The following is a 14,274-nucleotide window of genomic DNA, read 5'->3' as shown; positions in this document are numbered from 1 at the left end:
GACCGAGAGCGGCAGCACCAGCATAACCAGCAGCCAGGCGCCCGCAGGGGCGACCAGAAGCCAATTTCTTGCGCGCTGTGTCATATGCTGCCGCTCTCTCTTTTATCGCTTAGGCTGACTTGAACCGTGCCATCAACTCGGCCCGGCCGGGATCGGTCAACGTGGCCGCTGCACCAAACTCAAGCGCATTCAGCAGCTCAGCTGCGGGGTACAAAATTGGATCGTTCAACATCGCCTCCGGCAACAATGCGTTGGTGCGGCTGTCAGCAACCGGATAACCATGCGCCAAAACCTCGCGAGCGTTCACTTCGGGATCAAGCATGAAGTTAATCAACGCATAGGCAGCTTCGGTGTGTGGCGCACCCTTTGGAATAGCGTAATAATCGCTCCACAATTCGCCACCTTCTTTGCCCAGAATATACTCGATGTCCGGGATATCGGTGTTCAACTGCTTGCCGTCCCCTGTCCAGCATATGGTCATCCAGGCATCGCCCGAACGCATCGCGGGCTGATAATCTGACGAAATCGCAAAGAGATGTGGCTTGACGTCGATCAACAGCTTTTCTGCATCCGCCAATTCGCCTTCATCGATCGAATTGAACGAATAACCATGATAGTTCAGAGCGGCGCCAATCGTGGTCAACTGATAATCGTGCACCATTGTGCGGCCCGAAAAATCGTCCATCGTCCGATCAAAGAAGTCTTTCCAGCTGTCCATCCCGTTGCCGCCGCTATGGCTGGTGTTCAGCGCAAAACCGGTTGTGCCCCAATTCTTTGGTACGGCGTACAATACACCGTCGACGGTTCCTGCATCTGCAAACCGCGGGTCAAACGCGCTGGCGTCATAGTTGGGAAGTTTCGACACATCGAGAGGTTCGATCAGCCCTTCTTCAACATAGGTCGTGATCGTGTAATTCGTGGGAACATAGACATCCCATCCACTGCCACCGGCCTGAAGTTTCGCGAGCATCTCCTCGTTGGAACCAAAGACATTCACCTGCAAAAACGCGCCGGTTTGTTCGGTAAACATGTCGAAATTTGCCTGATCGTGATAGTTTGGCCAGGTGGCCAGCACGACGCGGTCGCCAATATGGCTCGCAGCATAAGCGGGGTTTGCGCGCAGGCCCGGCAGAGCCGTCCCCATCACCGCTGACGCAGCACCAAGCCCCGTGACGCCAAGAAAATGCCGCCGCGTGACCGAGCCCTTCTGATATCGGCGCAGTTCTTCCATGAACTTCTTTTTTGAGATTGAGGTGTCTTCTGACATTGTTCAGTTCTCCTTGTTGATTGGTTTATTTTTCTTAGTCATTTCTTAGGATCAAAGCGGCCTCCGGATTCCAGTGAACCCATGCGGTATCCCCCTTTTGCAAAGTATCCAGCCGGCCATCGGATTGGCGTGGGGCCATCACTGCGATGTTCCCAAGGCGGGCATGTCTGACGAGGTATTCGGTGTGTTCGCCGAGAAAAATCCGGTTCTGGATCGTTACTTCCAGCGCCTCGGACGATTGCGTATCGCTCATCCGGATTTGTTCCGGACGAACGCTGACACAGGCCGTTTCACCCACAGGGATGGCATCGGATAGAAAAGCCCGATAACTGCGCCCATCGCTGAGTGAGATTTGCCCCGTCCCACCGTTCACCGCGATGATCTTGCCGTCGAAGAAATTGGACGTGCCAACAAAGTCGGCAACGTACCTGCTCTTTGGTTGATCATAAAGTTCGCGCGGCGTGCCGACCTGCACAATTTCCCCCGCGCGCATGACGCAGATACGATCGCTTAAGGACAAAGCTTCTTCCTGATCGTGCGTCACAAGGACAAACGTAATGCCCAACTGGCGCTGCAAATCCTGCAATTCGATCTGCATCTCCTTGCGCAGTTTTCTGTCTAGCGCGGCGAGGGGCTCGTCCAGCAAAAGCAGTTTCGGCTCGTTCACGATGGCGCGTGCCAGCGCGACACGCTGTTGCTGCCCGCCCGACATTTCCCAGATGCGCCGGTCCTTGAAATCCGCCAGACGCACAGTCTCAAGGACCCGCTGGACTTTGTCATTGATGCCGGCAAGCGGCAGCTTCGGCCGCTGCTGTTTCAAGCCATAAGCGATGTTCTGACCGACTGTCAGATGCGGAAACAGCGCATAACTTTGGAACACCATGTTCACCGGGCGCTGATACGCCGCAAGACCCGAGACGTCTTTTCCATCGATCAGAACGGTACCGGCAGAGGGCGCCTCGAACCCGGCAAGCATTCGAAGGGCCGTTGTCTTGCCGCAGCCCGAAGGTCCCAGAAACGACAGGAACTCGCCCGGCGCGATGGCCAGATCAAAATGCCGGACAGCCTGGACGTCACCATAGCTTTTCGAAACGCCCCGCAATTCGGCCACGGCACCCGGCAGCGCTTTGGCGGACTCCCGAGGATATCCATCAACGGAGAAGGTTTCCGCTACTTTTGTCATTTGCTACATATCTCACCCATGGACCAATGAGAGAAATTTTTGCGCTTTGTGTAAATATTCTTTTTGTTATACATGAATTGGTCAACAGAGAGGTCCAACTGCCTTGACCAATTGGGACATACAAGCCGCCCGGATCATCGATACTCTCGAAAGTGACGATCTTCCCGTTATCTTGTCCGAGGGACTCCGAGCGGTTGTTGACTTCGACTACACGGTCATCTTTGGCTACGTCGGCAACACCCAACCTTTGGCGCTCTACGATGATTTTTCGCCAGATCGCCGAGTGATGCATGTGGATGACTATCAAGAGGGACCATACCTGCTTGATCCGTTTTATCTAGCCGCGACGGGGGATGTTGCCCCCGGTCTTTGGCGTTTAAGAGAAATAGCACCGGATCGTTTCTACCAGGGCGAATATTACCGCAGCTACTACGCGCGCACAGGACTGGCCGAAGAAGTGGGCTTTCTTGTCGATGTTCATGACAAGCTGACCATCGTGGTGTCGCTGATGCGCAAGACCCGCAAGTTCAGCAAGGCCGAGATGAAGGCTTTGAAATCTATCTGGCCTGTGATCGACGCAGCCTGTCGCCGACACTGGCGCGCCACAGCGATCGAAGCGCGCAATCAGGCCCCGGCTGCTGACATGAATATTGAACGGGCTTTTCGAAAAATCGGAAAGGGCGTATTAACCCCCCGAGAACGCGAAGTCGTCGAGTTGACCCTGCGCGGCCATTCCGCCGACGCCCTTGGCAAGTTGTTGGGCATTTCCACGGGGACAGTCAGAATTCATCGAAGAAACGTGTATGCAAAGCTACGCATAAGTTCGCAGGGCGAGCTGTTCTCTGCATTCATATCAGCCATTGCGGATACCACCCAAGCGGCAGCTGTATAGCAACGTCCAGGACCAAAACGCTCTCAGACCAATAGCAGTTGTCTTGACAAAAACGGTGTTGTCAGAAGAAGAGTTTGCGCCCGTTCTGCTCTGGCACAGACCTAAATTTTTCCTATTTGCTTAACTACATCCAAGTAGGTGACGGCGATCATCACTAAAATTCCTATGTCGAAACTTACAGGATCAGTTTATTCTGACAAACCACGTCTCGCCGTTGATTTTCACGAAAACTTCGTCCAGATGGCAAGGCCGATTCGAATAGCCACGCATCCAGCTCGCCCGGTTTCTACGGATTTCGGCAGCAAACATCGGGCCAAATCTATTCCATCAAAATCGAGCCGTTTCGTGGCAGATCTCGATCCCACGCTCGTGCAGCAGGTCTTCGACGTTTCGGAGCGAAAGTGGAAAGCGAACGTTCATCATGACCGCCAGGCGAATGATTTCAAGGCTGCTGTGAAAGTACTTGAAGGGGTCAGGTTTGTTCATGCCACAAAACTACGAAACTACCCTGCCCGTCTCAACCGATATCCTTCTGACAATGCCCACCCGAGCAATCAATCGACAAACATCTGCCTGAGCGCCAGCGCGGCGAGGAAGCCCTGATAGGATCGTTTGAGGCGTTGAACCTCGACTCCCTCTGACGGATCTGAATAACATCCGCATCAGGGGAGGAACCCATGGGGTCCATGCTCAAACTGAATGGTGACATTGCAGCCGTGACAGGCGGTGCCAGCGGCATCGGTCTGGCCGTAGCCAAAATGCTGGCAGAAGCCGGCGCACGTGTAGCCATTCTGGATATCAACAGACACAACGCTGACAAAGCCGCCGCGACAATTCCGAACGCCTTTGGTGTCGAAGTAGACGTGGCGGACGAAACCTCGGTCGAGGCGGCCTTCGATGTGATTCAAAAACAGGGCACCGCATCGATCCTTGTAAATTGCGCAGGTATCGCCATCCGGCGCGAAGCGGTCGATCTGCCACTGGCAGACTGGAATAAGGTGGTTGATGTGAATATGACCGGCAGCTTCCTGACCAGCCGCGTCGCCGCACGTCACATGATTGCGGCAGGGATCAAGGGCAGCATTATCCAGACTTCTTCCATCATGGGCCTGTCAGGCGGCGGCGTGTATCCAAATGTGTCCTATCAGACGACAAAAGGCGCCATCGTCAACATGACCCGAGCACTGGCCGTAGAATGGGCCCCGAGTGGCATCCGTGTGAACGCAATCGCGCCAACATATGTCAGGACCCCGTTCATTCAGCCGCTGCTCGATCAACCGGATGTGATGGAAAAAATCTACAACATGACGCCCCTGCGGCGATTGGCCGAGCCCGAGGATGTCGCTGCGGCCGTCTTATTTTTGGCAAGCGGAGCATCGGCGATGGTCACCGGCCATTGTCTTCCAATCGACGGTGGATTCCTAGCGCAATAGGGAACCAGTCCAAAGCCCGCTGCCAACCGGCCTTGTTACAGGGATCGCGCCTCCGCTAATACTTATGCGGACTGTTCCCTTCAGGATTCTGTAGATGCCGCACAAGTTCAACGCCGATCGTCGCGACAATATCCCGAAGCAAAAGCACCGCGTGACCAACTGGTCTGAGCACAACGAAGGCCTGCGACGGCGCGGTGATCTGACGGTTTGGATCAGCGAAGACGCGCTTGGCCTGTGGTCGGCACCGCGCCGAACGACGCGTGGCGGACAGCTGCGTTACTCGGATCTAGCGATTGAACTTTGTCTAACGCTTAGCGTGGTCTTCAGCCAACCGCTGCGCCAGACCCAAGGCTTGATGCGCTCAATTGCGGGGCTGTTGGGGGTTAACATCGCAGTGCCAGATTTCTCAACCCTATCTCGCCGTGGCGGCGGCCTGGTATTGCAAACAAAGCCAAGGGTCGACAGCCAAGCCGCAATCCATCTGGCAGTTGATAGCACTGGTCTGAAGGTCTTCGGCGAGGGTGCCCTCTCGGCAGCATGCTGCGCTTGCGCCTGCCGGGTGAGAAATGGCTTGAGAAATAGCATGCAATAAGCCGCAAACGGCGCTCTTGGCGCAAGCTGCACCTCGGTCTTGATCTTGTCAGTGGCGAGATCGTCTGCTCCGATCTCACTACGGATGACGTAGGCGATCCGACCGCGCTTCCGGACCTGTTGGATCAAATCGATGCCCCCGTTGACCTATTCCTCGCAGATGGGGCTTTCGACGGCAGCTCTACGCGTGACCTTCTCGCCGAACGCTTTGGCACAACGCTTGAGATTGCGATCCCGCCTCCCAAAAACGCGAGCTTCAGCCCGAACGCAGCGCAGGATCCGACCGTTCGCGATCGCCATATTGCCGTGATACACGCACACGGACGGATGGCCTGGCAGAAGACCTCCGGCTACAACCGGCGCAGCCGCATCGAGACGCAAATGGGCCGCTGGAAAAATGTAGTCGGGCCCAAGCTAAAGGCGCGGACGTTCGAAAATCAGAAAACAGAAGCCAAGATTGGCGTCCGGGTTCTCAACCGAATGACCTGGCTCGGTCGCCCCAGTTTTGAACGCACCGCCTGAATTCCGCCTCGCGTAGGGCGCGTTCAGAGCCGCAGTTGATCTGTGCAACAACGCCCTTGACCACCAAGTTTTGCCCACTCCCCACTCGCGATGGGCTGAAGGACATCTTTGGCAAAGAAATCAGCCGCGACCTGATCGGTCGACTGCATGCGTGCGGCCTGATCGGAACGGGGCCGCGAAGCCCGCGGCTAGGCGCGCCCTATACCTTTGTGACGACGGAACATTTTCTGGTGGCCTTCGGGCTGGAAAACTTGCGCGACCTGCCGGACAAGGAGGGGTTGGTGGATGCTGGGATTACTTCGGCGCAATGAACCGCCTGTCCGAGTATCGCTTAAGAGGAAGCGCCTGATAGTCTTGTGCGGTGCTTCTGGATTTGCAGAACTGCGCTGCGGTCTGGACAGGGACCATCCACCACGCCCGCAGGGGGCCAGTTTTGCGTGCCGCTTGACAGGCAAGACCATAAATATCCATATATGACGTTTAAAGTGCGTTAATGCGTCAGATATGAAAGATTGTGATGGGCTCTCCCAAGTCGAAGCCAGCTCTTGAAAGGCTGGGCCAGGATGTCCGAGGCGCGCGGTTGCGGCGGGGTATCGCCGTAGCCGATCTCGCTGTTCGCGCTGGAACATCACCAAGCTCTATTGCACGCCTCGAAAGGGGGGAGCCCGGCGTCGCCATAGGGACACTTGCCGATGTGTTGGTCGTCCTAGGCCTGCTGGAACGCCTCGCCGACCTCATCGACGTCCGCAAAGATGATCTTGGGCTGGCGCTGACGACTGAGCAGGGCCCGCGCCGAGGGCGCTCGTTTGCGGCCAAGCTCCGGAAACAGAAGGTTCAATCTGAAGGTTCCCTGGAACGTCAGGATGTTGTGGACCCCGACGGAGCTTCGTTTTGATGACTGACTTTGTTGCGGATGTAGTACTTGGTGAGAGCCGAACACGCGTGGGCCAGTTGCGGTTTACACATGCCGGGCCACGGCAATTTTCGACCTTCATGTATGCTCCCGTTTGGATCGAGAATCCTCGCGGCTTCGCCATCCAGCCGGATTATTCATTTGAAGCCGGTCCGTTTCATACATCGGGCCAGCCGGGTAATATGCGCGACGCTTTGGCGGGAGTTTTTGCCGATGCGGCTCCAGATGCTTGGGGACGCAGACTGCTCGAGCGTGCCTATGGAAATGGCCTCAACGAATTCGAGTATCTTACGCTTTCCGGCGATGCCTGCAGGCAAGGCGCGTTGCGCTTTCTAGATGACAATGGCGAGGTTATTCACGGCAAGGCGGCCAACGCCATTCCGCGACTGGTCGATCTTGAAACTATCACCGGGATTGCGCGAGCCTATGAGCAAGGAAAGGAAGTCTCGCCGGAGGAAATGCAAGCGTTAGCCGGCGCGGGCGGCTCCGGTGGCGCTCGCCCAAAGGCAAATGTCAGGGACGGCGATGCGCTATGGCTGGCAAAGTTTACCTCGGTCCACGACCAACAACCGATCGAGCGCGTCGAGGTCGCGACGCTGCGCTTAGCGGCGGCCTGCGGAATCCGCACTCCCGCGACACGGTTGGAACTGGTGGACACGCCGTTCCCGGTTGCGCTGATCCAGCGGTTCGACCGGCGCGGGGCCACACGGATTCCCTATATCTCCGCTCGCACGGCCCTCGGCAAGACGGGGGCTGAGCTGGGTTCCTATACAGAGATTGTCGATTTCATGCGGTCCTATTCATCGGAACCTATGGCCGAGTTCCGTGAACTCTATAGGCGTCTGATTTTCACCATCCTTGTTTCCAATAAGGACGATCACCTGAAAAACCATGGCTTCCTCTATGTGGGAGCGGGGCAATGGCGTCTTTCGCCGGTTTTTGACGTGAACCCAGCGCCGGATCGCAACCCACATCTTGAGACGGCCATCCTACAAGGCGGTGTCCATGATCGATCGATCAAGCTCGCGTTCGAAGTTTGCGAATTTTTCGAGATTCCCGAGCTTGAGGCGCGCGAGATGATCCATAACATGGCGCAGCGTATTTCGGATGGGTGGCGAGAAGCGCTCCGCCAGGTGGGTGTATCGGGCGCGCTGGCCCGCGACTATGAGTCAGCCTTTGTCAATGATCAGATGGCGATAGCGTTTGAAATGTAGTCATATATGACCAATTAATCTGTATTATCTGTCATATATGATAGTAAATGAGCAGATAAAGGGTTGATGCGAAACGGTGTTGAAGACACTCGGTATAGTTTGGCGGGCGCGCCAGGGGAGGTCAGTTTGGTAGTTGGGGTGGTAGTGTCGCAAAGTTTCCGCTTCGGCGAGGGTAGCTCTACTAGCGGACACACCTATCCAGCGAGTGCGGCGAACTGCGCGAAGCCAGACTGCTCTGACTGGTCTGACTTGCCTGGGAGTGGGCAAAACTTGGTGTTCAAGCGGCCATTTTTGAAACGGTTAGTCTGCCGTCAAGGACTGCGGCTCTTGTGATGGCGACGCGATGCGCACCCTGCGGAGACCATCGCATGCGCCGCCGTTTACCCATGCGAGTGTTTCCGATGTCATCGACGCAACCTTCTGCGCGGGATGACGAGACCGCAAGTCCGTTTCGATATCGGTGACCATAATTTACCAACGCGTCGAAGTTGTTGGAAAGGTAGGAATAGAGTTCCTGGCACCGCGCTTTAACACGCCGGACCGCGTCTCGCAGGTCTTTAGTTTCGGCGTGCAAACGGCCGCAGTCGATTGTTAGAACCTTGAGGATTGTCGCAGCCGTCATCACTTTGCCGTGCCACAAATACCAGCGCAGAGTCTCTGCCGGTCGCTCGAAGAGTTGCGGCAACCCGGAAAACTCCTTCGCTTGCAAAAGTCCTCGCACGGCGTTCTCGATATGTTGAACCCGCATCGAGACATGCCACCAGTCGAGGATGTGGGTGACGGGACCTTGAACTGCGCGCCGCACAAGATTTGGCAGGGCTGGTTCCCCGTCTGAAATCACGGTCACTTTGCTCTGACCGTCCCAGCCTTGCGTGTTCAGGTCATGTCGGAGTTGCTTGGCAGGAGATCTGGCGGCATGCTGCACAAGACCGAAGCGCCGGCTCATGTTGGCATTCTCAACCTTACCGACGACAACATCTAGCCTGAATTATTCATGAAACGGCGTGAATTGGTTGGCGGGCGTAGATCAAGCTGTTGAAATAGCGTATGATTTTGGTGTTGAACAAGATCACTCACCTCCAGCAGAAAATCCAGCCCGCCATGAAAGACGATACGCTATTCCTCCCTGGCCTGTCACCTGTCAAACGACACGACATACACGCCCGTTTTGATGGCGGCGCTCTGTCATCTGACGGAGGCGTGCTGTTGCTGCGTGAGATTGAACGGGAAGTGAACTTTTCCGGCATGCTGGCGTCCTGCCTGCACGATGCGCGCGACCCGGGGCGCACGATCCACGATCACACAACGATGATCCGTGAACGCATGTTTGCGATTGCCTGCGGTTACGAGGACTGCGAGGATCTTGATGCGTTGCGCCATGACCCAGCCTTCAAGATCGCTTGCGAGCGCCTTCCGGACAGTGGCCCCGCTCTTGCTTCCCAGCCGACCCTGTCGCGGCTGGAGAACACCCCGTCCTGGCGCGATCTGGCCCGAATGGGGCTCAAGCTGATTGATCTGTTCTGCGCCAGCTTCCGGGCGGCTCCGGGCTACATTGTGCTCGATATCGACGACACGCCCGACCGGACCCATGGCGATCAGCAACTGTCGCTGTTCAATACCCATGCGCGGGGGTATTGCTTTCAGCCGATCCACATTTATGACGCTGCCACGGGCAGACCGGTGTGTTTTCTGCTGCGCCCGGGCAAGCGGCCTTCCGGTGCAGAGGCTGCGATGGTTCTGCGTCACGTGATCCGGCGTATCCGCCGGAACTGGCCTCATGTTGCCATAACGGTGCGCGGCGACGGGCACTATGGAACACCAGAAGTCATGGAATTTCTGGAACAACAGGGCTGCTTCTATATCCTCGGCCTTTCCATTGGCGGCAGGCGAATGCGTGCATTCGCCGGGAGCGGGCAACAGCAGGCTGAAGTCGCTCTCGGCCCCCTGGAGCAAAGATGTGGCAACACGCTGGAGGCGTGGGAACAAGGAAAAACTCCGCCGCTTTTTCCAGACCCGGTACGGGGCCGGAAGCTGGTCGAAGGAACGCCTTGTCATTGCCCGCGTCGAGGCTTCCCGACAAGGAACTGATGTGCGCTTCATCGTCACCAACCTGGGCGGGCGCAGCAAACATCTTTATGAAAAGGTCTATTGCGCTCGGGGTAAAATGGAAAACCTGATCAAGGACCACAAACTCTACACCAAATCCGACCGCACTTCCTGCCATCGCTGGGAGGCCAACCAGTTCCGGCTGTTTCTGCACACCGGTGCCTACTGGTTGCTGCTGAAATTGCGCGGCGCAGCCCCAAGGCACTCGCGCTGGCGCAGCGCAACTTTTGAAACTCCTCGACGCACGTTCCTGAAGATCGCCGTGCGCGTCAGGCAGTTGAAATCCCGCATAAGCATCGCACTGCCGACAGCTTGCCCGCACCGGGCAACGCTGGTCCTGATGCTGGGGTGTATCAACGCACAGAGCCCATGAGGAACGCGGCATCAGCCGCCCGAACGCCCCCTGATACCAACCTTTAACGCATACCCCAAACTCAGCTCAAAACGACGCCGTCAACCCGGCCAATTCAGCGCGCCGGAAGGAAATAGCCGGAGCCTGGTGAATAATTCGGGCTAGAGATACTCGATCGCAGAACGGGCCATTGCTGCAAGTTTTGGCATGCCAGATTTGGTGAGGTCTAAGAGAAACTCTGACGGCCTGAACGGTGGGTTGTTGTAGCGCTGCCTGACTGTCCTCAATGCCCTAGCGCCTTCGATGGGGAAGAGATCGAACGTATTGACTAGGGCGTCGTCGACTCCCAAGACCTCAATGCCGTGCTCTTCCAAGGCTTCGGGTGGGAAGTCCTTTAGGTTCTCCGTCACAATAATCTGGGCAGAGCATTTGATGGCCGCCGCGAGGACGTGACGGTCGTCCGGATCCGGCAACTCCAGTCCTTCGATGAGCGGTTCATATCCCGTCACAAAGCACTCTTGGAACACTTCGCGAACAGCTGCGGCTTGCTCCATCACACTTTCTTCCAAATCGGGTTTGTTTCTGATGAGACTCTAGTCCATTCGTCAATAATTTGTTCGGTGAACCGCGCCCGGAAAAGACCCTGCTGCGCGAACGTGAGGAGTACATCCCGTGTTCGAAAGGGATACATCACGTTCGCGTCAAGCAAGATGACGAATGGGTTGGCGATATGGCTCACGCCCGGTCATACTCCTGGCCAAGGCGAGAAAGCTTCTGCATAGCCTCTTCTTGCCGCTTTGCTTTGTTTTCTCGGTATTCCATCAGAGCTAGAAGCGGGACCCGTCGGTGCCTTCCCACTTCTTCAAACTTAATCTCGCCCTGCTTGAGAAGCTTGGTTAGGTGGGGGCGAGACACGTTCATAATGTCAGCCGCTTGCTGGGTCGTAAGCATTGCGCTGACCGGAACGAGCGTAACCATGTTTCCAGCGCTTACATGGCCAAGCAGTTCAATAATCAGCTCACCGACCGCAGGAGCAATGTGCACAGCATCTCCATTCTCGCCAGAGATCTTCAAGCCTCCGTCGAGCTCCATTGCAACCGCGATGGCAGTCGCGGCATGCGCTGCGCTGTCAATCTCCGCAGCGGTCGGGAGTCGGTCCTTTAGCCCCTGAACTTCGTTCGGGGCGACGTCTGATGCTGTCGCTGTCATGCCAATGTTCCCTCCTGTGACACCTGAACTATATGGCTACTGGCCCCGCCATCACAAGTGTAATAAAAGAAACAAACGCAATAAGTGTAAAAGGTGAGTCGGCTTGGCAACAGCCCAACCCGGCGTTGCTAGCCTTGTGTCGAGACCGTTCAATTGTCTGGGCTGTCTTTTTGTTCGGACAGTGGGATGCTTCCGCTTTGGGACAAAGATGGAGGTGAATATGCATTGGCGCATCACAGTTGAGTCAGTTGATCCGACGGGAGAAGAGTACCGGAAGGAGTTTCTTGTTGAGAAGAATCTCGACGAGTTGACGGATGGCCGCATCGGGTTCTCAATTGACGACGGCAAAACGGTTATGGCCGAGATCCAGAAAGCTGTTGTTCAGCGGGAGTTAGATCTCTGGGTGCGCTACAGGCGCGTTTGTCAGTCCTGCGGAGGTCAATTGCCCATCAAGGACTACCAAAAGCGAAATATCATCACTGTTTTCGGTTCAGTGCCAGTGACTTAATCCCGGCGGGCACGCATAGGGCTCACCGTTGACATTCACCGCACCGCCACACTCGACGATAATTCTTGGGGCTCCGATGCTGTGAACGGCCCATTACGGACATTGAACTGCCTTCCGTCATGCCGCGGTGCGGCCCTTCGGACCGGACTTTCGCTGCAACTGCAAAATTTCCGATGGGCGAATTCACACAATGCGGGACAAGCTGCCGCTTGTTCTGTTTTCCACAATGTCCGCTTTAGTGGGCTCCACGTAGAATTGTAAGATGGCGGGCATGGCAATCTGGATGCTCACGAAAGTGTCAGAAATCCCTGCTTGACCTTCCCCCCACTGAAGGCTCCAAGAAGAAAAAAATACCGGAAATTTAACATGCGAGCAGTACAAGTTGCCTTCATTCTCATCGGTGTGACGGCTCTAGCCTATTGGTTTCTTGCAGGGCCTGAAGAGCAAGTGTCTCAGATTCCAAGCAAACCCAATCCGGCAATTGTCGAAGTCGTCATTCCAGAAACGCTATCGGCGAACGCCCAAATCGGGAAAGCAGCATTTGAAGCGGTGTGCGCATCTTGTCACGGCGTAAACGCTGTTGGTCAACTTGAAGTGGCCCCGCCATTGGTTCACGTCCTCTATGAACCCTCGCATCATGGTGACGAGGCGTTCCAGCGCGCTGTGGCGAACGGCGTACGCGCCCACCATTGGCCTTTTGGAAGTATGCCGCCGGTCGAAGGTTTGACGCGCGGTGATGTTCAGATGATCGTCGCATATGTTCGCGAGATGCAACGCGCCAACGGCATAGAGTAATAGGGAAATTTTAAAATTATGATGAGAACAAACACCATTCTTTGTGTAGCTTTGCTTTTCGCCGGTGCTGCCTTTGCCCATTCCGGCGTAAAGAATGCAGCTGTAAAGGCACGTATGGACGCGATGAGCGGTATCGGTGCGGAGATGAAGATATTGGGAACTATGGCCAAGGGCGTAACAGTATTTGATCAAACTGCAGCAAGGGCCGCTGCTGCGGGCATTGCTAAACACGCGGCGGGCACGCCTGTATTGTTTGAAGCAGATGAAGATGATCCAAAGTCCGAAGCAAAGGCTGAGATATGGACGAACTTTGATGACTTTGTGAAGAAATCACAAAACCTGGAAGGAATCGCGGCTGGTCTATCCACAACCATTGCAAGCGAAGCCGATTTAGGAATTGCCATGAAGTCTCTAGGCGCAAGTTGTCACGCTTGTCATAAAGCATATCGAGAATAGGTGTCGGGAGATGAAATTGGATCGCCGCACGTTTATTTTGAGTACCGGAGCCGCCCTCACGTTGCCACAAGTTGGGTTGTCTAGCCCGTCAGTGCTGCGTGCTGAACAGGTAAAGGCACAAATCCTCCCTGAGGGCGATGGTGCTACCGATATGCTTGGCTATAACGGTTCAACGCCAGGACCGGAGCTGCGCGTGCGCCAAGGAGATACGTTGGCCTTGCGGTTCGACAACAAAACGAATGAAGGCTCATCGGTACATTGGCACGGCATTCGCTTGGAGAACGCGATGGACGGCGTTCCCGGCTTGACCCAGCCGTTGGTTGAACCCGGCGAAAGCTTTGACTACCGCTTCAAGACACTGGATGCAGGTACGTTTTGGTATCATTCTCACAATCGGTCTTGGGAGCAGGTTGCGAAGGGGCTCTACGGCCCGCTTATCGTTGAAGAGGCCAACCCGCCTCGGGTTGACCATGATATCACTGTCATGCTGGATGATTGGCGCATCGAAGAAACCGGCGCGCTCGTGGGTGGTTTCGGCAATATGCACGACTTTTCCCATGCCGGTCGGATGGGCAACTACGCGAAAATCCTTCCTTCACAAGACAGTGTTCGCTTGGGTGACCGGATAAGGCTGAGATTGATCAATACGGCGACTGCGCGCATATTTCCTATTCGGATCGAAGGGCTATCGGCGCAGGTTGTTGCGCTTGATGGCATGCCCTTGGCCAAGCCGCGTCTTCTGGAAGATTTCCAAATCGCTCCTGCGCAACGGGTTGACTTAATCGGCGACGTCACGAGCGCGGTCGATTTTCTCTTTGTCTTGCGCGACGACA

Annotated in this window: 12 protein-coding genes and 5 pseudogenes; 11 read left to right on the top strand and 6 right to left on the bottom strand. The window is 55.8% G+C overall.

Annotation, left to right across the window (positions count from 1 at the left end; translation table 11 throughout):
- Positions 1 to 109: 109 nt before the first annotated feature.
- On the bottom strand, positions 110 to 1,267 hold the full coding sequence (locus Q1B15_RS16540) for a spermidine/putrescine ABC transporter substrate-binding protein (RefSeq protein WP_299755712.1): 1,158 nt from the start codon (positions 1,265 to 1,267) through the stop codon (positions 110 to 112).
- A 34-nt stretch (positions 1,268 to 1,301) separates the two neighbouring features.
- Positions 1,302 to 2,450, bottom strand: coding sequence for an ABC transporter ATP-binding protein (locus Q1B15_RS16535; RefSeq protein WP_299755710.1), 1,149 nt, complete (start codon positions 2,448 to 2,450; stop codon positions 1,302 to 1,304).
- Positions 2,451 to 2,553: 103 nt separating this feature from the next.
- On the opposite strand from Q1B15_RS16535, the gene Q1B15_RS16530 reads away from it, so the two are divergent.
- Positions 2,554 to 3,342: a LuxR C-terminal-related transcriptional regulator gene (locus tag Q1B15_RS16530; RefSeq protein ID WP_299755707.1), complete on the top strand. Its 789-nt coding sequence runs from the start codon at positions 2,554 to 2,556 to the stop codon at positions 3,340 to 3,342.
- Positions 3,343 to 3,537: 195 nt separating this feature from the next.
- Here the strand turns inward: Q1B15_RS16530 and Q1B15_RS16525 are convergent.
- A pseudogene (locus Q1B15_RS16525) lies at positions 3,538 to 3,828 on the bottom strand (IS6 family transposase); the annotation flags it as partial.
- A gap of 200 nt (positions 3,829 to 4,028) precedes the next feature.
- Between Q1B15_RS16525 and Q1B15_RS16520 the strand changes: the two are divergent.
- The 5 genes and pseudogenes from Q1B15_RS16520 (at position 4,029) to Q1B15_RS16500 (ending at position 8,015) form a co-directional block, all read left to right on the top strand.
- Positions 4,029 to 4,775: an SDR family oxidoreductase gene (locus tag Q1B15_RS16520; RefSeq protein ID WP_299755704.1), complete on the top strand. Its 747-nt coding sequence runs from the start codon at positions 4,029 to 4,031 to the stop codon at positions 4,773 to 4,775.
- Between the two features lie 94 nt (positions 4,776 to 4,869).
- Positions 4,870 to 5,888 (top strand): annotated as a pseudogene (locus Q1B15_RS16515) (IS5 family transposase).
- A gap of 83 nt (positions 5,889 to 5,971) precedes the next feature.
- Positions 5,972 to 6,199 (top strand): annotated as a pseudogene (locus Q1B15_RS16510) (SMC-Scp complex subunit ScpB); the annotation flags it as partial.
- A 206-nt stretch (positions 6,200 to 6,405) separates the two neighbouring features.
- Positions 6,406 to 6,783 (top strand): helix-turn-helix domain-containing protein, encoded by a 378-nt coding sequence (locus Q1B15_RS16505; protein WP_299755701.1) that lies wholly within the window; start codon positions 6,406 to 6,408, stop codon positions 6,781 to 6,783.
- Complete coding sequence (locus tag Q1B15_RS16500; RefSeq protein WP_299755698.1) at positions 6,783 to 8,015, top strand: type II toxin-antitoxin system HipA family toxin; 1,233 nt, start codon at positions 6,783 to 6,785, stop codon at positions 8,013 to 8,015. The genes Q1B15_RS16505 and Q1B15_RS16500 overlap by 1 nt, the downstream gene beginning before the upstream one ends.
- Before the next feature lie 277 nt (positions 8,016 to 8,292).
- On the opposite strand, the pseudogene Q1B15_RS16495 reads toward Q1B15_RS16500, so the two are convergent.
- Positions 8,293 to 8,997 (bottom strand): annotated as a pseudogene (locus tag Q1B15_RS16495) (ISKra4 family transposase); the annotation flags it as partial.
- A 119-nt stretch (positions 8,998 to 9,116) separates the two neighbouring features.
- On the opposite strand from Q1B15_RS16495, the pseudogene Q1B15_RS16490 reads away from it, so the two are divergent.
- Positions 9,117 to 10,494: pseudogene (locus tag Q1B15_RS16490) on the top strand (IS1380 family transposase).
- A gap of 140 nt (positions 10,495 to 10,634) precedes the next feature.
- Here Q1B15_RS16490 and Q1B15_RS16485 read toward each other — a convergent pair.
- Positions 10,635 to 11,027 carry a hypothetical protein gene (locus Q1B15_RS16485; protein WP_299755696.1) on the bottom strand — a complete coding sequence of 131 codons (393 nt, stop codon included), beginning with the start codon at positions 11,025 to 11,027 and terminating at the stop codon, positions 10,635 to 10,637.
- Positions 11,028 to 11,208: 181 nt separating this feature from the next.
- A complete protein-coding gene (locus Q1B15_RS16480; RefSeq protein WP_299755694.1) occupies positions 11,209 to 11,682 on the bottom strand; it encodes an excisionase family DNA-binding protein in 474 nt (157 codons plus the stop codon).
- A 220-nt stretch (positions 11,683 to 11,902) separates the two neighbouring features.
- Between Q1B15_RS16480 and Q1B15_RS16475 the strand changes: the two genes are divergently transcribed.
- From Q1B15_RS16475 to Q1B15_RS16460, 4 genes are all read left to right on the top strand, one after another.
- Positions 11,903 to 12,190 (top strand): hypothetical protein, encoded by a 288-nt coding sequence (locus Q1B15_RS16475; protein ID WP_299755693.1) that lies wholly within the window; start codon positions 11,903 to 11,905, stop codon positions 12,188 to 12,190.
- A 366-nt stretch (positions 12,191 to 12,556) separates the two neighbouring features.
- Complete coding sequence (locus Q1B15_RS16470; protein WP_299755692.1) at positions 12,557 to 12,985, top strand: cytochrome c; 429 nt, start codon at positions 12,557 to 12,559, stop codon at positions 12,983 to 12,985.
- A gap of 18 nt (positions 12,986 to 13,003) precedes the next feature.
- Positions 13,004 to 13,441 (top strand): cytochrome c, encoded by a 438-nt coding sequence (locus Q1B15_RS16465; RefSeq protein ID WP_299755691.1) that lies wholly within the window; start codon positions 13,004 to 13,006, stop codon positions 13,439 to 13,441.
- 10 nt (positions 13,442 to 13,451) lie between these two features.
- Positions 13,452 to 14,274, top strand: an 823-nt coding sequence (locus tag Q1B15_RS16460) for a multicopper oxidase domain-containing protein (RefSeq protein ID WP_299755690.1), incomplete at its 3' end; no start/stop codon positions are given.

It is taken from the genome of uncultured Boseongicola sp., from assembly GCF_937988555.1.
Taxonomy (GTDB): Bacteria; Pseudomonadota; Alphaproteobacteria; order Rhodobacterales; family Rhodobacteraceae; genus Boseongicola.
This window is presented reverse-complemented; position numbering and strand designations above follow the sequence as displayed.